Origin of the sequence: Paenibacillus woosongensis (assembly GCF_009725165.1) — a bacterium.
Classification (GTDB): Bacteria; Bacillota; Bacilli; order Paenibacillales; family Paenibacillaceae; genus Fontibacillus; species Fontibacillus woosongensis.
This window is the reverse complement of the sequence record NZ_WNZW01000001.1, coordinates 880,796-902,178: the sequence shown is the minus strand read 5'-3', so window position 1 is coordinate 902,178 and position 21,383 is coordinate 880,796. Positions and strand designations below refer to the sequence as shown.

The following is a 21,383-nucleotide window of genomic DNA, read 5'->3' as shown; positions in this document are numbered from 1 at the left end:
CTCATTATAAAAATATCAAACTCTAGCTCCGTAATCCAATTCTAATCCAGAATATATTTCATTCCGATGACAGGCCCTGTACCACCTGGGTTCCGGTGTCGACGAAAGGAGGAACATACTCGCCCTGGGCAGCCCGCAGCAGATGCTCAATGAGCAGGCGCCCCCATTCCTGTTCGTGATGAGAAATGACGGAGGTGATCTGTCCGTTGCGGATCGCTTCCTTCATTTCCGGGGTCATGTTGAAAGAGAGTGCAAACCGGTTCAAGCCTTTGGCCTTCCAGACGAGCACGGACGCCGAACTGGAGATTAGATCGATCGACACTAACGAATCGAAATGCGGGTGATCGTCGATCATTTGTTCCAAATCGGATAAGGCTTTGTCACTGTTTCCACCATGATAGCGGATTTCAAGCACTTGGATATTCGTATGATCCTGCAAATACCGGAGCAAGCCTTCGAGACGCTCCTGATTCACTTTCATGCTCTGCACGCCGGATTCAATGAGAAGCATACCTTTGTTGTTGTGCAGCTGCCGGATGACTTGGCCCATTTGCTCCCCGGCCTTGATGTTATCCGTACCGATCAAAGAAAGCCGACGGCTTCCCGGCGAGTCCGACTCGAAGCAAATGACAGGAATCCCGGCCTCAACCGCCCTGTCGATTACCGGAGCAAGGGCAGACGCATCGATTGGAGCAATGGCGATGGCATCGACCTTTTGCTGAATCATTGTCTCCATCATGTGGATCTGCTGGTCGGCACTGAAGCTTTCCGGCGCTTTCACGATAAGCCGTATGGAATGAGGAGCTGCCGCCTCCTCTGCTAAACGGGTAATCTCCTCATAGAACAGATGCGCAACCGGATATATGATGCCGAAGGTATAACGCGGCGCTTCATCTTCGCTCGCAGCAGCAACTTTGATGGACGGTGACTTAACATCCGTGGTCGCGGCAGATTGGCAGCCTTCAAAGATCAAGCAGCCAAACAGCATTACTGCTGCTGGAAGGACCTGGCTATAAAGAAATTGTCTGGCTGCTCTCATCTGCTGCTCCTTCTGCCCGGTGCAACGCTGCAGGAAGTATTCCCTTCCTGCGGAATTGCGTCGTGGTCATCCCGGTAGTTCGCTTAAATAGATTAGAAAAATAATGCGGATCGCTATAACCTACCTGAAAGGCGATTTCATACGTTTTGGCCTGCGTGGAGTGCAGCAGCTCCATCGCTTTGCGAATCCGGGTCTGGGTCAGGAATTCGATGAACGTCTGTCCCGTTTCCTGGCTGAATATTTTACTGAGATGGCTCGGGCTTACATTCACGTAATCAGCCGCATCCTGTAGAGAAATATGGTCCTTGTCATAGTTGGCTTGAATGTACGCCTTGACCTGGACGAGCAGGTGGGCGTAGCGGTCGGAGGAGCGGGTACGCCAGAGCCAGAACTGCTCAGCCAGCCGGGTCAGATAAGCGCACGCATCCTCCCAGTCTCGGATTGACTCAATGTTGCTCTGAAACGGCCGAAGGAAGCTGTCAGGAGACTCGGGCTGGCGGTACAGCTCCTCCGCTGTGCGAATGACTTCCAGTGTGACGTCGTTGAGAATGTAGTAGCCGATCAATGAGGTGTTCCAGTCAATAGGCTGCAACACCGCTGCAAAATCCCTGATGAAGCTTGGCGTTTCCGTGGGAGAGCCGACCTTTAGAAATCCGATGAAGGCCTGCCGGTCCAAAAAAATGTTTCTGTGTAAGGAACTGCGGGTGGCCTCCCATAAATTTCGGCGGTTCTGCCGGGACAGCCGCTGCCAGTGCATATCCTCCTCCGCCTCCAGACAAGAGAGATGAACGCCCTGCAGCCGATCCTGAATCGAGCCGATACCCACTGCCATGACACAGCTGCGGGCATGTTCGGCCGCGCTCTCTTGCAGCCTTCGGAACGGCTCGATCCGCTCATTCAGGGTATTGACCGTGTCGCCTTTGACAATCCATCCGGTCTTTGTCCGGCTCTGACGGAAGGGGAGAGCTGTGTCCTCCTCCGAGGCACTGATTTGCTGGATTAGCCGTTTATCCACCGTGCACAGCTCAGCAGCCTGCCCGAGCAGGAGCCTAGCATCAAGCGCCTCCGGCGTATCCTCCTTGGCTCCCGTCTCATGACCTTCAATTGCACGGTTTTTGGCACTGGTCATTTCACCTGCGGCCTGTTGTTCCGGCACGTGTGCGCCTGCCAGATCATCGGCTTCGCGCAGATCCATCACCACGACCGCATAATAACGGGCGACCAGGGGCACCTCGAGCTGGGATGCGGCATGCAGCGCCTCCGGTGTTGTGAGGAAGCCGCTGCATAGATCGTCCAGCAGCTTTGCCCGGGATTGCACCCTGCCCATGCTCTCGTTCCGCCGGAGACGTTCAAGCTGTGCCTGCTCGCTGCGTTCCTTATCGATCTTTCGGCTGACACTCTGCAGCAGGCTGGTTAAATCCGCAGAGCTAATCGGCTTCAGGCAGTATTCTTCGATCCCGATGCTGAGGGCGCTCCGGGCGTACTCGAACTCGCCATGTCCGCTCAGAATGATGATTTTGATATCCGGCATACGCTGGCGGACGAGAGTGCACAGCTCCAAGCCGTTCATGAAAGGCATTTTGATGTCGGTGATCAGAATGTCCGGATGAAGCTCCTCGATCAGCGGCAGCGCGACCTCGCCGTCGGAGGCATCACCGCAATAGAGAAAGCCTTCCTGCTCCCAATGGACACAGTCCCGGATCGTCTCACGGATCAGAATTTCGTCATCGACTAGAAATACCTTCTTCATTGCTTAATCACGTCCTCTCATCGGAATTCGCATCGTTACGGTCGTACCTTCTCCTTCACTGCTGTCGACCTGAACGCCGTACTGCTGTCCGTAATACAGCCGGATTCGCTGCTGTACGTTATGCAGTCCAAAGCCGCCGGAGACCTCCTCGCCGGTTTCGTCCGGAAGCCGTTGATGCGCCAAATTGGCGCGCAGCTGTTCAAGCTTGTACGCGTTCATTCCGCAGCCGTTATCCTGGACCCGGAGCTCCATCTCCCCACCGTCTGCGGGACGGGCGCTAATCCGAATGAGGCCCTTGCCCCGCTTGTTCTTGATTCCGTGGTAAAGCGCGTTTTCCACGATAGGCTGAAGCAGCATTTTCAAGGTCGGAGCGCTGAGAAGATGCGGCTCTGCCGCGATCTCGTATTCGAGAATATCGCGATAACGCATTTGTTGAATAATCAGGTAACTGTGCACATGCTCGATTTCCTTCTCCAGACTGATCCAGTCCTTACCTTTGCTCAGACTGATCCGGAACAAACGGGAGAGCGACTCGACTAGACGGATCACCTTATCGGTCTTGCCGGCCTCAGCCATCCAAAGAATCGAATCCAGCGTGTTATACAGAAAATGTGGATTGATTTGCGCCTGCAGCGCCCGGAGCTCGGCCTTTTTCATTTCTTCCTGCTCCCGGATATTCTGCTCGAGCAGTGTCTTGATTTTGCTTAGCATAATGTTGAAGCTTTGGCCGAGATCGGCGATTTCGTCATTGCCTGTAGGAGCGACCTTCGATTCCAGGAAGCCGGAAGCAGCCAGCCGCATTTTATTTTTCAACAATTGGAGCGGTCTAGTGAGTCTGGATGAGATGAAAAAATGAAGCGAAACCGCAAACACGATGCTCAAGACGACGCTAATGATGATCAGCTGCCGGATGGAATTCGCTTCGGACACGATCTCCTGGAGCGGCACTTGCCCGATGATTTTCCAGCCGGTGGCCTTGGAAGCCGAGGTAAAGATAAATTTAGGGCTGCCTCGAGATGTATCTACGTAGCTCGTCATGGAGCCGGCCGCTAGGCTCGTTAAATTGTCCTGCGCGGGGAGCTGGATTTCCCGGCTTGAACGCGCGGGGGTAAAGATCGGCCTCCCGTTCTGATCAATGACGTAGAAGAATCCCGTCTCGCCGATGGTGACATTGTCGCAAAACCGCTTGACGACGGCATCGTCCAGATCGATCACAATGAAGCCGATGACTTCGTGCGTAATCCGCTGCTTCACGGCAGCCATGATGGAAATGGCATGCGGCTCGGCGAAGCCGTCCAGCCGGTCCAGCGGATTGGCATCCGGCGGCGGAACATAGAGCACGGTATCCGGATGATGCAGCAAAAAAGTAAAGTGGGGGTTGCGCAGCGGATTTTTGTCCAGCTGGAAGACACCGCGACGCTCGCTAATTCCCCGGCCGTACAAATTGATCATCGAGATATTGAGAACGCTTTCATATTTGTAGGTTTGCCGATATGAATCCATCAATTTAAGCACTTCTTTGGCATCTTCATAGGTATCGTTCTGAGAGAAGAGGAAGTGCAGTACCCGCGGATGCTTGCCTAGCTCCAGCAGCTTGCCCGTATCCGTAAACAGCATCTCCAAATCCTGAGCCAGCTGCTCAGCAATTAACACGGCGCCAGCCTTACTGTTCTCGTACACCGTATTATACGATTTCTGGTAAGAGATCAGTCCGATGGCGATTAACGGAATGACGGTCAGGAGTACGAACATGGCTAGCAGCTTTGCCCGCAGGCTTGAGGAAAACGAGTGGATCAGCTTCATCGGAAGTCGGACCCTTTCCTTATAAATAATGTAAATTAAATTATGAATGATCCCCTATAAAAACGCAATCGATAATAAAAAATTGAACCATCTTCACAAGAAAACAAACAAAAAGCGGGCCGGCCGCAATAATGCAAAAAAAATCGCATCAAGCCGCGATGAAACTCCATATCCTCCTGTTTTGGAAGCGTTTTATAATCGGGTCACGCCATCCAAATTGGTGATTAGCAAAAGGGGAGGATACAAAATGAAGATATTCAGGAAATCAGGAATTATACTTGCGGCTTCGCTGATGCTGCTCATGTCCGCGGCATGCGGCAGCAGCGGAAGTCCTGGCGGCAATGGCGGCGGGGATGCCCAGCAGCCAGCGGCAAGCCAGTCCGGTCAAGATCCGGCGGTGAACAAGGAGAATGCCAGCGACCGGAAAATTACGCTGGGCTTCTCACAGGTCGGAGCAGAGAGCGGATGGAGGACGGCCAATACGAAATCGATCCAGGATGCGGCGAAGGATGCTGGAATCGAGCTCAAGTTCTCCGATGCGCAGCAGAAGCAGGAGAACCAGATTAAAGCGATCCGCAACTTCATTCAGCAAAAGGTAGATGTGATCGCCTTCTCCCCGGTCGTTGAGTCGGGCTGGGATACCGTATTAAAGGAAGCGAAGGATGCTGGCATCCCGGTGATTCTGACGGACCGTGCGGTGGATTCCAAAGATACGTCTCTATATGAGACATTTATCGGTTCCGATTTCGTCGAGGAAGGGCGCAGCGCAGGCAAATGGCTGGTCGAACAATACAAGGATACCGAGGAAGAGATCAACATCGTAGAGCTGCAGGGTACAACGGGTTCGGCACCGGCCATCGACCGGCAGAAAGGCTTTGCCGAGGAGATTGCCTTCAATCCGAAGCTGAAGGTGATCGCTTCCCAGACGGGTGATTTCACGCGGGCCAAAGGGAAGGAAGTCATGCAGGCGTTCCTGAAGGCGCATAAGAAGATCGACGTGCTGTACGCACATAATGACGATATGGGATTGGGTGCAATTCAGGCGATTGAGGCCGCGGGCCTGAAGCCCGGCGAAGACATCATCATCATTACCGTTGATGGCGTCAAGGACGGATTCGTCGCGGCGAGCGAAGGCAAAATCAATTTTATCGTCGAGTGCAATCCGCTGCTCGGCCCGCAATTGATGGATGCGGTACGCGATGTGGTAGACGGCAAGGATGTGGCTAAACGGATCGTTACGGTAGAAGGTGTATTCACCTCGGAGGATGCGAAGCGAGAGCTGCCGAACCGCCAGTACTGACGGGGGCCAAGGGAAAATAGCGCTCCGGACGACTGGCCTGGCCATGCGTCCGGAGCTGCTTACTATGGAAGGGAGAGGACTGTACAAATGATAGAGAACGAACCTATTTTACAAATAACTGGCATCCATAAGCAGTTCCCCGGCGTCAAGGCGTTGTCTGGCGTGAACTTCCGGCTATTCCCGGGTGAAGTTCATGCGCTCATGGGCGAAAATGGCGCAGGCAAGTCGACGCTGATCAAGGTGCTCACGGGGGTTTACACGGCCGATGCGGGCAGCGTTGTAATGAACGGCCGGACGATTGCGGTTCACAACCCGCAGGAGGCCCAGCACGCCGGTATCAGCACGGTGTATCAGGAAGTAAATCTATGTCCTAATCTGTCGGTTGCCGAGAACATTTATATCGGCAATGAGCCTCGCAGCCTGGGGCGCATCCGCTGGAAGGAAATGAACCGGAATGCGGAGCGGCTCCTGCAGGACAGATTGCATTTGCAAATAGATGTCACGCGAACACTTCAGTCCTACTCGGTAGCGGTTCAGCAATTAATAGCGATCGCCCGAGCCTTAAGCGTCTCGGCCCAGGTGCTTATTCTGGATGAGCCGACCTCAAGCCTCGATCAAAGTGAGGTTGCCCAGCTGTTCAAGATTATGCGCAAATTGAAAAGCGAAGGGTTGGCGATTTTGTTCGTAACGCATTTTCTGGACCAGGTGTATGAAATTTCAGATCGAATAACCATTCTCCGTAATGGAGAATTTGTTGGGGAATACATGGCGCAGGACCTTCCCCGCATAGAGCTGGTATCGAAAATGATTGGCAAGGAGCTTTCACTGCTCGAACAGCTGCCCAAGCAGCCGGGAGAGGGGGCGGAGCGGTGCGCCGGGATCCTGCTGGAGGCGAGCCGCCTTGGCAAGCGGGGTTCGATTGAACCATTTGATATTCGCATTCATAAAGGCGAGATTGTAGGCATTGCAGGACTGCTCGGCTCGGGGCGCACGGAGCTCGCCAGGCTGCTGTTCGGTGCGGATCGCGCCGATGAGGGTCAGGTTCGGCTAGGCGGTTTTAGCGGAATAATTGCCAGCCCGCGGCAAGCCATAGACCTGGGGATCGCTTTTTGCTCGGAGAATCGAAAGGCGGAGGGCATTATCGACGATCTGACCGTGAGGGAAAATATTATCCTTGCCCTTCAGGCGACGAAGGGCTGGTTCCGCACGATACCCCGCAAGCGCCAGGATGAAATCGCCGAAGAGTATATCCGCCTATTGAACATCAATCCGCCCGCACCCGAGCAGCTTATCCGCCACTTAAGCGGGGGCAATCAGCAGAAGGTGCTGCTGGCGCGCTGGCTGCTCACTGAGCCTGGCCTGTTGATTCTGGATGAACCGACAAGGGGCATCGACGTCGGGGCCAAAGCGGAAATACAGAAGCTCGTTGTCACTTTGGCGGAGAAGGGAATGTCCGTCCTGTTCATTTCCTCCGAGCTGGAGGAAGTGCTGCGGGTGAGCGACCGCGTGGCCATTATGCGGGATCGCCGCAAGGTGCAGGAAGTGCAGGGTGGAGCAGCAAGACAGTCGCAAGTTATGCAGGCGATTGCAGGGGGGGAGCCGAGATGATCAAGCATCGTTTGTTTTGGCCGTTATGCGTGTTAGCCGGTTTGCTGCTATTTAATCTCATTTATTCGCCGGATTTCTTCTCCATCAAAATGAGGGACGGCCATCTGTACGGCAGCCTCATCGATATCCTCAACTTCGGCTCGCCGCTGATTCTGGTAGCTATAGGGATGACATTAGTGATTGCGACGAGCGGCATTGACCTGTCGGTCGGCTCGGTCGTGGCCATTACCGGAGCCATGGCCTGCCTCAGCATAAGCCGCAGCGCCGACCAGAACGCACTTATAACGGTACTGATTGCCATCCTGGCTGCTCTTCTATTATCTGCGCTGCTTGGGCTGTGGAACGGCTTGCTTGTGGCAGGCTTTGGCATTCAGCCGATCATTGCGACGCTCATTCTGATGGTCGCCGGCCGGGGGATCGCCCAGCTGATCACGAACGGGCAGATCATCACCGTACTCAGCCCGAAATATCAATATATCGGTGCTGGTTCATTGTTCACCCTGCCCTTTTCGATCTTTATCGTGGCCGTCATGTTTGCGGCCGCATCACTACTGACGCGGAAGACGGCGCTAGGCCTGTTCATCGAATCGGTCGGCTGCAAGCCGACGGCGAGCCGTCTGGCGGGCATCCGCTCAAGGACGGTCATGCTTGCCGTCTATATGTTCTGCGGCCTGTGCGCGGGGATGGCCGGGCTTATTCTAAGCTCCAATGTATCCAGCGCCGACGGAAATAATGCCGGACTGTGGTATGAGCTGGATGCCATCCTGGCCGTCGTCATCGGCGGGACTTCGCTGAACGGCGGCCGGTTCTATCTAACGGGGACGCTGATTGGCGCGCTGATCATCCAGACCTTGACGACCACGATTTATATGGTGGGCGTTCCGCCGGAAATTACGCTTGTCGTCAAAGCGGTCGTCGTGCTTGCCGTCTGCCTGGTCCAATCGGATAAATTCCGGGGGCTGCTCCGCGGACGCGGTGGGCGCGGCAAAGCCGGCAATTATCCGGCGAACCGGGAGGTGAACCCCCATGCTTAAGCGCCAATATGTTCCGCTGCTTGTGACGGTTGGCCTGTTTATCCTGCTCTTTGCTGCAGGATCGTTCAGGTATACCGGCTTTTTCTCCCTCCAGGTGCTGATGAATTTACTTATCGACAATTCGTTCCTGCTGATCGCTGCTGTCGGCATGACCTTTGTTATCGTGTCGGGGGGGATCGACCTGTCTGTCGGCTCGATGATTGCTCTGACGACGATGATTTCGGCAAGTCTTCTGCAGCAGGGCTGGCCGCCGTATATAGTCATCCCGCTCGTGCTGTCGCTCGGCATCCTGTTCGGAACCACACTGGGGGCGATGATCCATTATTTCAACATCCAGCCGTTTATCGCCACGCTGGCGGGAATGTTTCTGGCCAGAGGGCTGTGCTATGTGATCAGCATCAATACGATTACGATCGATAATGCCTTCTACACCACGATGGCTCAGACAAAAATCAGGCTGCCGGGGAACACCTTCGTTTCAATCAGCGTCATTATCGCATTGCTGGTCGTTGCGCTTGGCATTTACATGGCCCACTATACGAGGTTCGGCCGCAATACGTATGCGGTCGGCGGCAATGAACAATCAGCTCTGCTGATGGGTCTGCCGGTGGCCCGGACTAAAATCATGGTGTACGGCTTCAGCGGCTTGTGCTCTTCGCTGGCCGGCGTCGTGTTCACCTTCTATATGCTCTCCGGATACGGCCTGCATGCGAGCGGCATGGAGCTCGACGTCATCGCGGCGGTTGTTATTGGCGGCACGCTGCTCACGGGGGGCGTAGGTTTTGTCGTCGGCACTTTTTTTGGCGTGATGATTCAGGGTGTCATTCAGACGATCATCAGCTTTGAAGGAACGCTGAGCTCGTGGTGGACCAGAATCGTCATCGGCGTGCTCCTGCTTCTGTTCATTCTGCTGCAAAAGCTGCTCGGGGAGCGGCGTCTGGCAGAGCGAAGCTGAGGGGCGAGGCTGTCAATTTGAAGGATATTCAAGGGGAATGCATCTTGTCCTTGGATATCCTCTTTTGCCTGTAAATGGACGAAAAACATGTTAGACTTGCAAAATAAGGAGATATAAGGCGATAAGGGGGACTGAGCGGTGAAAAAGGATCGCAAGGATTCGAAGCCTCTCGCTATGCGGCTGCTGAAGCTCATCTTGGCAGTCTGCCTGGTGGTGCTTCCGTTGGGCTGCGGTACGGTTCGCATGGGGAATGAGGATACGGCCGGTTCGAATAGGCATGAGAGTAGGATCGGCGAAGCCGGAAGGTCTGCAGGAGGCATGACACCAGAGGACGAGGCTATTCCAAGAGGCGGCGCCGTGCCTGATGAAGGCCTGTCATTAGACGGAAGACTTTCGTCTGCCGGAATCATGCCGTCTCATAGAGAGGGTCAGTCTGGAGGCACAGTCATGCCTTCCCGCCCGATTGTACTTGGCTTCTCGCAGCTTGGCTCGGAGAGCGACTGGCGCAACGCCAACAGCCAGTCTGTGAAGGAGGCGGCGAAGGAAGCGGGCATCACGCTGATCTTCGACAATGCCGAGCAGTCGCAGCGCAAGCAGTTTGAGGCGATCCGCAGCTTCATCCGGCAGAAGGTCGATGTCATCGCTATCGCTCCGGTCGTCCAATCTGGCTGGGAGGGCATTTTGGACGAAATCCAGGAGGCGGGCATTCCAGTCATCATCGTTGACCGGACGGTGGACACAGCCGACGCCTCGCAATACGTGACATTGATCGGGTCGGATTTTTATGAGGAAGGGCAAAAGGCCGGGAAGTATGTGCTGGACAAAATGGCGGCCTCAACCGGTCCGATAGGGATCGTGGAGCTGAAGGGAACAGAGGGCTCGACGCCCTCGATCGACAGGGGCAGGGGATTCCATGATACAATTACGGGTACCGATAAGTTTGTATTTCTAGGAAGTGAATATGCTGATTTCACTCACGAGCAGGGCAAGGACAGGATGCGTTCGCTGCTCCATCAACTGGGCGGCGATATCGACGTTTTATTTTCGCATAATGATGATATGGCTCTTGGAGCGATCGAGGCGATGGAGGAATACGGCCTGCAGCCGGGGAAGGATATCGTTATCGTGTCCGTGGATGGCACGCGCAAGGCGCTCGAGCAGCTGATCAAGGGCAAAATCAACTGTGTGGTCGAATGCAACCCGCTGCTCGGACCAAATCTGATGCAGGCGGTGAATGAAATCATGGAAGGACGTACCCTGCCCAAGCGGATCGTTACCCCGGAGAGCGTGTTTACGGAAGTGACGGCGGAGCGGGAGATCAGCAGCCGCAAGTATTAGCTAGCTAGGGTGAGAATGAAAGCAAATAAAGCCGTGTGAAAGCGATGGCGCGACAACGACGCAAGAGAACGAAACAGGGAAGCCTGAGCAGTAAATAGAAGGCAACGGTGGTAATAGGGAGCCGAGCACGAATAGGAAGCAGGAGCATGTCGTTGGACGGTGTTTGAAGGAGAGAGTAGAAATGGGGAATCGCGAACTGTACAGAATACTCGTTGTGGATGATGAAATACTGGTGCGGCAGGGCATCAAGCATATACTGGACTGGGAGCAGGACGGCTTTCAGATCGTTGGCGAGGCATCGAACGGCAAGGAAGCGCTGGAGCTGATCGAGACGCTGCGCCCGCAAATCGTATTGACTGATATCGTGATGCCGGTCATGGACGGTGAGGAGCTGACCCGGCTCATCAAGCACAACTGGCCGGAGATCGAAGTTATTGTGCTGAGCAGCTTCAGCGAATTCGACTATGTGCGCTCGACCTTCCAGAGCGGGGTCTCCGATTATATTCTTAAGCCGCACTTGGAGACGGGAATGCTCCTCGAGGTGCTTCGCAAAACAGCGGAAAAGGTGCCCGCTTCAAGCGGAGTTGTGCGTCAGAACTCAGATTCGGCATCGGTATCCATGCAGCAAAAGCAAACGCTGGAGAAGCTGCTTGCAGGATATGAATTAGAGCTGGATCGCGAACAGGTGGAGGAATGGTTCCCTTACCCTTATTTCTATGTACTGGGGAGCAGCGGGAATTCATCCGTTCCGGATGAATTGAAAGCGCTATTTCCGCGAATGACTGCGGCAAAACTGCCATGCGGTCCGATTGCCGGGCATCCCGGGCTTTGCGTGTACGTATTGAATGTCGACGAAGAGGGACGTGAGGCGCTGCCGACCAAGCTCAAGAGGCTGTATCCTGCTTCCCTGTCAGAGGCAGGGGAGCTGTTATGGGTGCTCAGCGATCCCTTTCCCCTATTGGATCAGCTCGGCGGGATTTACAGGGAAGTCTGGCTAAAGCTGCTGCAGTATCGCTTCTTCCTGCCGCTGGATGCTGTGCTGATGCCAGGCCAGCTGCCGGAGCCGGAAGAGGTGAAAGAGTTTCCGCTTCAGGCCTTCATGGAACAGGTTCGCAGGCTGCAATTGGAGGAAGGGTTCGATGAGCTGGAGCGTTATATTGCCTGGCATACCAAGGCCTATACGGCGGAGGTGTTTGAGTTTAAGTCATTGATCGGAAATATTCTGTTTAACGTCATACATATGCTTGGCAGCCTGAACCTGGATGTTAGGGCGCTGGATGAAGCCCAATATGCCTACTTCAAAGCCATTGACGAGGCGCAGCATGTCAGCGGCATTACTTCGCTGCTCGAGGAGTTCCGCCGGCAGACGAAGGATTGCGTGCAGGCCGCCCAGCAAGCGCTGCAGGAGGGCAACCCCAATATGAAACTGCTGCTCGATTACATCGATAAGCATTATGCGGAGCCGATTAGCCTTACAGAGATGGCGCAGCATTTCCATTTCAATCCGTCTTACCTATCCAGCTTTTTTGCGGCGCACCATCATGAAGGCTTCAAGGAGCACCTCAACCGGGTGCGGATCGACAAGGCAACTGATTTGCTCCGCAAGCGGGATATTCCGATCTCGGAAATCAGCAGCAGGGTGGGATATGGCGATCACAGTTATTTTTGCAAAGTGTTTAAGAAGAGCACAGGGCTGTCCCCGACCCAATACCGGAGACAATATGCCGAACGAGTGGTGAAGGAATGATGATGAGGGCACGGTTTGAGCGGCTGAAATTTCATGGATTATTTATTAAATTGTTCGCCGTTATGGTTATTTGCATTGTGACGATTACGGTGTCCGTCGTATGGACGAATCTGCGCATGACGGAGCAGCTGTTTCTGGAAACGTTCAGCATCACGAATTCCAAAGTCATTGATCAGATTCATAACAATTTCGAAGCGTTCCACTACTCGATCGTGCTGGCGGCGAATCAAGCGCAGCAGAGCGGGACGCTCAAGACCTTTCTGACTGAGGCCGAAGCGCCCCAATCTATACGTGTGATGAATTCCTATTACAACATGACCCAGCAGATGAAACGGGTTCAGTCCATGGTGGATGCCTATTCCGTCGGGGTGGCGATCGTTGGAAAGAACGGGCGAAGCTATTCGGGGAACGTCAATTTGGCTAAGCCTTCAGCTCTTGAACTGCAGCGGAGCGAACTCACGGCCAAAGCGCAGGCGAACCCGGACAAGCTGATGTATCAATTGTACCGCGACGCGTCTGGGCGGCAGTTCATCGTGACAACCAAGGTGCTGATGGAACGGACGACGGGCCAGGAATATGGCATGCTGTACATCGTCATTGACGAGAATGATTTCAAACCCTTCTATACCAGCTTTACAAGCGAAGGGAACGATGTCGTCATTATGGACAAGAACGGGACAGTGATGACGAGTAATATTCCGGATCTTACCGGGCGGAGGAGCGTCGAGCTGCTGTCCTATGCTGAAGAGATCGAAGAACAGGGCTTGGTTGTGAAAAAAGTGACTCTTATGGCCAAAGACCAGCTCATGCTGGCTCAGTATTTGCCTTCCTATGACTTCTACCTCGTCAACATGATCGACCAGCAGATGGTGCTCGGCCAAATGGTCAATACGCGAAGCGTCGTCCTCATTTGTCTGGCGATCGTGCTGGTTGCCCTGGTCGTGGTTTTTCTGATCTCCCGCAAAATGACTCGCTCACTCACCCTGCTGGCCCGCCAAATGTCGAAGGTGACCCGGCGGAATTTCCATAACTATGTCAACGTCTCGGGCGGCTACGAAATACGCGAGCTGGGTCGGGCCTATAACTATATGCTCGACGAGATCCATGAATATGTCGACAAGCTCGTGGAGACACAAAAGGGGCAGCGGAAGGCGGAGCTTGCCGCTTTGCAGCAGCAGATCAACCCTCATTTTCTGTACAATACGTTAGCTTCGGTCAAATTTCTCGTTCAGCAGGACAGCAAGGACAAGGCGGTGGAGACGATCCATGCGCTTATTTCGCTGCTGCAAAATACGATCAGCAACGTCAGCGAGACGATTACCGTGGAGCAGGAGCTGGCGAATCTGAGAGCCTATGTATTCATTAACCATATCCGCTATGGGGAGCGGATTCGGGTGAACTATTACGTTGCGCCGGATTGCGCACATTACCAGGTGCCGAAGCTGATGATCCAGCCGTTTATGGAAAATGCCTTTTTCCATGCCTTCAATGTGAAGGGGGAAGGCGTGATCCATGTGCTGGTAGCAAAAGAGGGATCCAAATTGGTCTGCGAGGTGGCCGACAACGGCGATGGCATGGATATGGCGGCGTTTGAGCTCGAGCACGGGACGGCGGGCAGAGCCGGGCGGCCGGCTTACGAGGCTGCTGATGCAGGGGCGGTTGAGGTAGTGGCAGGTAGTGCTCGGGCTGGTGCAGGTGCAGGCAGTGCTTGGGCTAGTGTAGATGCTGGCAGTGCCCAGGCTGGTACAGAGGCAGGCGGTGCTCGGGCCGGTGCAGGTGCAGGCAATGCCCAGGATGGTGCAAAATTCAGAGGCTCGCGCAAACTGTTCTCAGGTATTGGCGTGGCCAACGTCAATGACCGGATCCGGCTGCTTTACGGCGAGGAGTACGGTGTGACAATTACAAGCAGGCTCGGCGAGGGCACACGCGTACGGATGACGCTGCCGCTCATTGTAGCAAATTAAATTCAATTACAAATTGCCTTATATTTTGGTCTTCATCGAATGCTAAAATGCCATATCCTAATGCCTGTACCAAGCTGTTATTATTCTAAATGGAATTCATGTAACTAAAATCGCCCTAAGCGAATGTTCCAGGGGATTACATGGATTTTACGCACTTAAAACCAAAAATCCAGCCATCATTGGCAATTTCCCCACTTCTAACGACATACAATCCATCAAAAACTATTTTTATCTCCTTGCCGCAGAAACTAACTACGATAAATCCATTTATTCTTGGAGCTGAACAATTTAAAACGGATGTGGGGCAGCTTAGAAGAAGCCAAAAAAATTACCAGAATCCAAAGAAAAAACATACGCCATTTGAAAGCGTATTCACCCAAACGATAAAATCACAAATTCCAATAAAGGAATTGCTAACGCTGCCTTCTGGCCCGTGCTACGATAAATTCAGACCCTGTGGTAAGCGTTTACAAATTAAAAACCAGCAGGGGCAGGAGAACTCATTTACGATCAAAGGGGCTGAAACGATGAAGAAGGTACTAGCTTTATTCCTGAGCTGCATGGTGCTTCTGGCAGGCTGCTCATCCGGCGGAGGCGGCCAAGAGCCGGCGGCAAGCGGAGGCAATAGCGGCGGCGATTCCGGCAGCAAGGCGGAGGAAATTACCATTTGGGCCTGGGACCCGGCGTTCAATATTGCCGCGCTGAACATTGCAAAGGAAGCGTACAGCAAGAAAAATCCCGACGCCAAAATCAACATCGTAGAATTCGCGCAAGCGGATATCATTCAGAAGCTGAACACGGGGCTGAACTCCGGGACGACGAAAGGGCTGCCGAACATCGTGCTGATTGAGGACTACCGGGCGCAGGGCTTCCTGCAATCCTACCCAGACGCGTTCTATGATCTCAGCGGCAAGGTGCGCTCCGAGGATTTCGCGGATTACAAAATCGGGCCGACCAGCTTGAACGGCAAGCAATACGGCGTACCGTTCGATTCCGGAGTCACGGGCATGTATGTCCGCAAAGACTATATTGAGCAGGCGGGATACACGCTGGACGATTTGAAGAATATCGATTGGAAGAAATATATCGAGATCGGAAAGGCCGTTAAGGAGAAAATCGGCAAGGACATCATTACGCTTGACCCGAACGATCTGGGAATCATCCGCATGATGATTCAATCCGCAGGATCATGGTATTTGGCCGAGGACGGCAAGACGCCTGACCTAGCGGACAATGCGGCGCTGAAAGAAGCGTTCGAGCTGTACAAGGAAATGATGGAGTCGAACGTCGTGAAGGTGAACGCGGACTGGAGCCAGTTCATTGCCAATATCAATAATGGAGATGTGGCTACCGTGCCGACGGGCAACTGGATTACGCCATCGGTCAAAGCGGAAGCCTCCCAGGCCGGGCAATGGGCAATCCTGCCGATCCCTAAGCTCCCGCAAACGCCGAACTCCGTGCACGCAACGAATTTAGGGGGAAGCTCCTGGTACGTCATGAACATACCAGGCGCAGAGACGGCTGCGAATTTCCTTGCCGAGACCTTCGGATCGGACGTGGAGATGTACCAGAATCTGCTGACGAACGTCGGCGCGATTGGCACACTGAAGGCGGCCGCTACCGGCGAAGCCTATGCCAAGCCGGATGAATTCTTCGGCGGGCAGCAGATCGTTAATGATTTTGCGGCCTGGACGGCCGAGATTCCAAAGGTGAACTACGGCATTTCCACTTATGCGATTGAGGATATCCTGATCGTCGAAATGCAGAATTACTTGAACGGCAAAGGCATCGACCAGGCGTTAAGCGATGCGCAGGCACAGGCAGAAGCTCAGGTTAAATAAAGCGGCGGGATATCCGCCCGTTTCATAACAATTACCCAGAACCCCTGGGCGCTGAGCTGCATCCAGACATGTTGAGGCGAAGCGTCCCGGGGTTATTTTTCGGGCAGAAAGGGGCTCTTGCTAACGATGAAAGCGGACAGAACAGGCCTTAGTATCCGCGCTAAAAGCAATCTAACCGGGTGGAGCTTCATCCTGATTGCCGTGGTCATGATCGCGGCCTTCTATTTCTATCCGATGGTTCAAGCGCTGATCCTGTCGTTCAAGACCGGAACGGGGAGCAATTTGACTTATACGGGAGGCTCCAACTATGTAAGGCTGCTATCCGACAAAACATTTCTGACGTCCTTATCGAACACGTTCATTTACTTGCTCATTCAGGTTCCGGTTATGATCCTTCTCGCGTTGTTTATTTCGGTGCTGTTGAACGACAGCAAGCTGAAATTCCGCGGTTTTTTCCGGACGGCGATCTTTCTGCCGTGCGTTACCTCGCTTGTCGCTTATTCCGTTGTGTTCAAATATTTGTTTGCAGCAGACGGGCTGGTGAATTCGCTCCTGTTGAAGCTGTCCGTCATCCAGGGGCCGATTCAGTGGATCACCGATCCATTCTGGGCGAAGATTACGATCATTATTGCGATTACCTGGCGCTGGACTGGATACAACATGATCTTTTACTTATCAGCGCTGCAAAATATCGACAGCTCTATCTATGAAGCTGCGCGGATCGATGGGGCCTCGTCATTCAAGCAATTTACGAAAATCACGGCTCCGATGCTGAAGCCGATCATTTTATTCACCTCAATTACCTCCACGATTGGTACGCTGCAGCTCTTTGACGAAGTCATGAACATTACGAAGGGCGGGCCCGGCAACGCGACGCTCTCGATTTCGCAGTATATTTACAATCTGTCCTTCAAGTACACGGCGGACTTCGGATATGCGGCAACCGTATCGTACTCCATCGTGGTCATCATTGTTCTGTTGTCTATCCTTCAATTTAAAGTGGCAGGTGATAAAAAATGAGCAATCTGAAGCGCGTGTTCACCTACGCTTTTCTCGGCGGAGCAGCGTTCGTCTCGATTTTCCCCTTTCTGTGGATGGTTGTGAGCGCCACCAACAAGTCGGTTGATGTCACCAAGGGCCGCCTGCTGCCCGGCAGTCATTTGCTGGATAATTTCCGGAAGCTTGCCGAATCGACCGATCTATGGACGTCATTATGGAATTCTGCGAAAATATCTGTGCTTACGACGATTTTGGCGATTGTCATCGCGTCGCTGGCCGGGTACGGCTTTGAAATTTACCGCAGCCGGGCGAAGGATATCGTCTTCAGCGTCCTGCTGCTATCGATGATGATTCCGTTTGCAGCACTGATGATCCCGCTCTACCGGATGTTCGCCAACATTTCCGGCAGCCTCCCGGCGATTGGCATCGATACGATGGCTTCGGTCATGCTGCCGACGATTACAACAGCGTTTCTGATTTTCTTCTTCCGGCAGAATTCGAAAATGTTTCCTAAGGATATGGTGGAAGCCGGACGCATTGACGGGCTGAGCGAGCTGGGGATATTTTTCAAAATATTCATGCCTACGATGAAAACGACCTATGCCGCCGCAGGCATCATTACATTCATGTCGAGCTGGAACAATTATTTGTGGCCGCTCATCGTGCTGCAATCGCCGGGGCAGAAGACGATCCCGCTGCTCATCTCCAATCTGGGGTCGGGTTATTCGCCGGACTACGGCCTCATTATGCTGGCAATTGTCATCGCCACGCTGCCGACGGCGCTGGTATTTTTCCTGATGCAGAAGCATTTTGTGGCAGGCATGATGGGTTCGGTGAAGTAGATGAGTCACCATGACGAGCTGCCGCCCGCGCGCCATAACGTGTCACCATCGCAAGGCTGGCAGAGGGAGTCAGCGGCGATGACAGCCAGGGCGCCCCGGTAGAGTAAAGCTATATATGCAGCTATACTTGTTGTAGAGAAACCGCTTGGGGATCCGGGCGGTTTCTTCGATAAGATGTTAGTACTGCTCTACGCCAGTATGGATCTGGGAATGCGAAGAACTTGTTCTGATGAAGGGGCATGATGCCAATCGCTCCGACCAGGTCGTCCAATAGACATCAGGGAGGCAAGCTGCATGCAAAGATTATATCAATTGAGTGAAATTAAACAGATGATTCAGGAGTACCCATTAGTGCTGCTTCTAATCAAGACGAGTCAATGCGGCGTATGTGAATCGATTCAGGCGAAGGCGGCCGGGTTATTGGAATCCCATACGAAGGCAAGGGGAATCTACGTATTCATGGAGGATGCCCCCGTCACGGCAGCGGAGTACTTGGCGTTGTCTGCACCGACATTGCTGCTCTTTTTTCAAGGAAAGGAAGTATACCGTGAATCCCGCTTTGTCCGCTTTGAGGAGCTGGAGCAGGTGCTGCGAAGGTATGAAGGGGCTTTAGAGGAGATGTGAATACGCTGAGTGCTGAGTAAAAGGGAGAGGGCAACTTAATTGCTTTCTGAGCGTCTAAGAGTTAGACAGGTTTTGGTAAAAGGAGGAAGAATCCCGATGAAAATTCGCGGCATCATGGTTGTTTGCACAGCTATTCTGTTGACACAGCTTTTAGCAGATGCGCCAACTTCAGCGAACGTGGAGGGGAGCGGCAATTCTCCAGCGGATCAAATCCAGGCTCAGAAAGCGTCCTCCGGTCATGTCCAAGCGGGGGAGCAGCTTGTGCTCAAGCAGGCCGCCCCCTATTTTGCCGATCCGCTGTCCGGGAGGGAGCGGGTTGATAGCTTCAAGGTGAACTATTTTGGTCAGCCAGGGGAGGCGTTCGCCGTGGAAGCCAGGTCGGGCGAAATGTTTACGCTGCAGGACTATTCCCGGGGGAAGCTATGGGTTCCCGTCTGGTATACGACAGAGGCTTCAAGCCGAGTAGTAAATACCGCACCGGTATATATAAGCCTGCGTGCAAAAACGAAGCTGTCATTGACACCTGGCAGTTCGGTTCGGTGGAGCGCCAGCACTCTTGGAAACGGGGAAGAACGCCCGATATCGGTTGCCAGGTGGGACGATTGGTATGGCATTGCCGCAAGCCCGGCACATTGGCATGAGGACGATATTATGAACCGGCCAATTGTGCTGTGGGTTCATGAGAGCCAGGTCACGGAGCAAAAGGAGATATCCGAGGGTTTAATGGAGCCAAGCTCGTCCGTTTCTATTACAGCGGTTCGAGATATCGCCGACTTGCTGCTCCATAAAGGAGCCTCAGCTGAGGATGCAGCCAGGCTTCTGGGTCAGCCCGCTGTGAAGGAGCATTCGGGGAATGTTGAACTCGCGGGGCGTACGTACCTGCTGGGCGAGAGCTGGAGATTTGTGCGTCCAGAAGGGCAATTCATCGCTTACTTCTCCCCAGCGGGCCGACTTGAGACAGGCAAGTGGATATGGCCGGCAGGCGATAAGCCAATGAGCGGGCTGTTTGCTGGTGATGACTATCCGTTTACCCATCATTTTATGGCGGGCCCGCTCCCGGCGACATTGAAAATGCCTTACGTATGGCGGAATCAGGGAGATTTGCAATACGCTTACTTAACCGGGGCTAGTGATGACGTCCTTGTAGTTCAAGGGGATGATGGACGTTTCAGCGGGATGCATGATGATTCAAATGTATATGGCATTGATCGGTTAACAGGAGAGAAGCTGTGGCAAATCGATGCCGGATACGGCAGGCTCCTCACGATGATGGGGAATGCGGATGATTCGGTCACCGTCTATACATCGTTCAGCCCGGAGAAGAAAGCGTATGAGGACAGGGTGCGCCACATTCGGCTTGCCGATGGGAAAGTACTGTGGGAATTAAGGCCGGAGGGCGGTGAAGAAGGAAGGTTTCTGGAAATCAGCGGGGCCAAGAATTCCGTCATTATATATGACCGGCCGGACATGGGCAGGGAAACAGGCCATTTAGCCGTGCTGGACAGGACGACTGGGAAGCAGAAATGGGAAATTGCCATCCAAGGCGATTATCGGGTGCTGAACTCCGGGGCGGACGATCCGTATATACTTATCCAAGCAGGCCAGCTTCTGCAAGCCAGGGAGACGGAAACAGGCACAGTAGTCTGGACCCTTCAGGCGGATACGATAACCGGCGAAGACCCGCATTTATATCCGTATTATGCCGGCGGTCCGAGAATCGATCCTTTTGCGCCTGAGAACAGCTTAAGAAGATGGATCCTCCATGGAGATCAGTGGCTGCTGGTCGATCTGGAGACGGGAAGTGAGGCAGCGCGGTATCCGGCAAAGACGGGAGAACGCTTTGAGGTGCTGAATGAGCGGTACCTTCTTATCCAGCGTCAACTGCCTGCAAAAGCCGCGTCAGCAGATTCCTCTGCTGAGAGCTATGAATCGGTATTATATGATGCGGCCGCTGGCAAGAAGCTCTGGACTGTGCCGGGGCAAGCGTCGAAAGGCATCATCGAAGGGGAGCATATGTATCTGGTTCTGGACGGCGTTCCGGTAAAAGCAGCGCTGCAGACAGGACGCATTGTATGGAAGCTTCCTGTCACCGCCAGTCAGAATTACTCCCTCATGACCCCGGGCAGCTATGTGCTGCTGGATGAATACGTCCTGCTCGCCTATGGCTACGACCTGCTTGCGATCGGCAAGAAGGATGGGCATATCGCAGGACGCATACAGAACATTTGGATGGGATACGCTGAATTAAGAGAACAAATCTCCCGCAGCGGCCTGCTGAATATAACGGGAGATGAAATATACGCTGGATCCGCCAACGGCGCTGTTACCCGGCTGAGCGTAAGGAAGCTGGAACATAGATTAAAGGAACTAGACAAATAGTCGTGTACCAAGACGATTCCCCAAGTATCTGGCAATAGTTGATAGCAATAATACAAGTAGGGCTTATAGGCCGATCGAAGGATTTCGATGGGTCTTTTTGTCGTGGTTGTACTGAAACTCCCTTGATGATCTCAGGAATTGCCTGGAAATTGGGGACTTC

15 protein-coding genes are annotated in these 21,383 nt (G+C 53.5%); 12 read left to right on the top strand and 3 right to left on the bottom strand.

Annotation, left to right across the window (positions count from 1 at the left end; all coding sequences use genetic code 11):
• Nucleotides 1-58: 58 nt before the first annotated feature.
• Genes GNP95_RS04280 through GNP95_RS04270 form a run of 3 tightly spaced genes read right to left on the bottom strand, consistent with a single transcriptional unit; the run spans nucleotide 59 to nucleotide 4,592 of the window.
• A complete protein-coding gene (locus tag GNP95_RS04280) occupies nucleotides 59-1,039 on the bottom strand; it encodes a sugar ABC transporter substrate-binding protein (RefSeq protein ID WP_155609611.1) in 981 nt (326 codons plus the stop codon).
• Nucleotides 1,011-2,789, bottom strand: coding sequence for a response regulator (locus GNP95_RS04275; protein WP_155609610.1), 1,779 nt, complete (start codon nucleotides 2,787-2,789; stop codon nucleotides 1,011-1,013). The genes GNP95_RS04280 and GNP95_RS04275 overlap by 29 nt, the downstream gene beginning before the upstream one ends.
• A gap of 3 nt (nucleotides 2,790-2,792) precedes the next feature.
• Nucleotides 2,793-4,592: a cache domain-containing sensor histidine kinase gene (locus GNP95_RS04270; RefSeq protein WP_155609609.1), complete on the bottom strand. Its 1,800-nt coding sequence runs from the start codon at nucleotides 4,590-4,592 to the stop codon at nucleotides 2,793-2,795.
• Nucleotides 4,593-4,839: 247 nt separating this feature from the next.
• On the opposite strand from GNP95_RS04270, the gene GNP95_RS04265 reads away from it, so the two are divergent.
• The 12 genes from GNP95_RS04265 to GNP95_RS04210 all read left to right on the top strand — a co-directional run bounded on the left by GNP95_RS04265 (nucleotide 4,840) and on the right by GNP95_RS04210 (nucleotide 21,223).
• Complete coding sequence (locus GNP95_RS04265; protein ID WP_155609608.1) at nucleotides 4,840-5,892, top strand: ABC transporter substrate-binding protein; 1,053 nt, start codon at nucleotides 4,840-4,842, stop codon at nucleotides 5,890-5,892.
• Between the two features lie 87 nt (nucleotides 5,893-5,979).
• The gene (locus tag GNP95_RS04260) at nucleotides 5,980-7,500 is read left to right on the top strand and encodes a sugar ABC transporter ATP-binding protein (protein WP_155609607.1); all 1,521 of its coding nucleotides are present in this window, start codon (nucleotides 5,980-5,982) and stop codon (nucleotides 7,498-7,500) included.
• Entirely contained in the window at nucleotides 7,497-8,534 is a 1,038-nt protein-coding gene (locus tag GNP95_RS04255) for an ABC transporter permease (RefSeq protein WP_155609606.1), read from the top strand. The genes GNP95_RS04260 and GNP95_RS04255 overlap by 4 nt, the downstream gene beginning before the upstream one ends.
• On the top strand, nucleotides 8,527-9,489 hold the full coding sequence (gene yjfF, locus GNP95_RS04250) for a galactofuranose ABC transporter, permease protein YjfF (protein ID WP_155609605.1): 963 nt from the start codon (nucleotides 8,527-8,529) through the stop codon (nucleotides 9,487-9,489). Before GNP95_RS04255 ends, yjfF begins: the two co-directional genes overlap by 8 nt.
• A gap of 138 nt (nucleotides 9,490-9,627) precedes the next feature.
• Nucleotides 9,628-10,827: an ABC transporter substrate-binding protein gene (locus tag GNP95_RS04245; RefSeq protein ID WP_330163260.1), complete on the top strand. Its 1,200-nt coding sequence runs from the start codon at nucleotides 9,628-9,630 to the stop codon at nucleotides 10,825-10,827.
• Nucleotides 10,828-11,008: 181 nt separating this feature from the next.
• Nucleotides 11,009-12,574, top strand: coding sequence for a response regulator transcription factor (locus GNP95_RS04240; RefSeq protein ID WP_155609604.1), 1,566 nt, complete (start codon nucleotides 11,009-11,011; stop codon nucleotides 12,572-12,574).
• Nucleotides 12,574-14,538 (top strand): cache domain-containing sensor histidine kinase, encoded by a 1,965-nt coding sequence (locus GNP95_RS04235; RefSeq protein WP_155609603.1) that lies wholly within the window; start codon nucleotides 12,574-12,576, stop codon nucleotides 14,536-14,538. Before GNP95_RS04240 ends, GNP95_RS04235 begins: the two co-directional genes overlap by 1 nt.
• 527 nt (nucleotides 14,539-15,065) lie before the next feature.
• A complete protein-coding gene (locus GNP95_RS04230; RefSeq protein WP_155609602.1) occupies nucleotides 15,066-16,379 on the top strand; it encodes an ABC transporter substrate-binding protein in 1,314 nt (437 codons plus the stop codon).
• Between the two features lie 126 nt (nucleotides 16,380-16,505).
• Nucleotides 16,506-17,399 (top strand): carbohydrate ABC transporter permease, encoded by an 894-nt coding sequence (locus GNP95_RS04225; protein WP_155609601.1) that lies wholly within the window; start codon nucleotides 16,506-16,508, stop codon nucleotides 17,397-17,399.
• The gene (locus GNP95_RS04220; protein WP_155609600.1) at nucleotides 17,396-18,220 is read left to right on the top strand and encodes a carbohydrate ABC transporter permease; all 825 of its coding nucleotides are present in this window, start codon (nucleotides 17,396-17,398) and stop codon (nucleotides 18,218-18,220) included. Before GNP95_RS04225 ends, GNP95_RS04220 begins: the two co-directional genes overlap by 4 nt.
• 294 nt (nucleotides 18,221-18,514) lie before the next feature.
• Nucleotides 18,515-18,844: a thioredoxin family protein gene (locus GNP95_RS04215; RefSeq protein ID WP_155609599.1), complete on the top strand. Its 330-nt coding sequence runs from the start codon at nucleotides 18,515-18,517 to the stop codon at nucleotides 18,842-18,844.
• A 96-nt stretch (nucleotides 18,845-18,940) separates the two neighbouring features.
• On the top strand, nucleotides 18,941-21,223 hold the full coding sequence (locus GNP95_RS04210) for an outer membrane protein assembly factor BamB family protein (RefSeq protein ID WP_155609598.1): 2,283 nt from the start codon (nucleotides 18,941-18,943) through the stop codon (nucleotides 21,221-21,223).
• Nucleotides 21,224-21,383 lie beyond the last annotated feature (160 nt).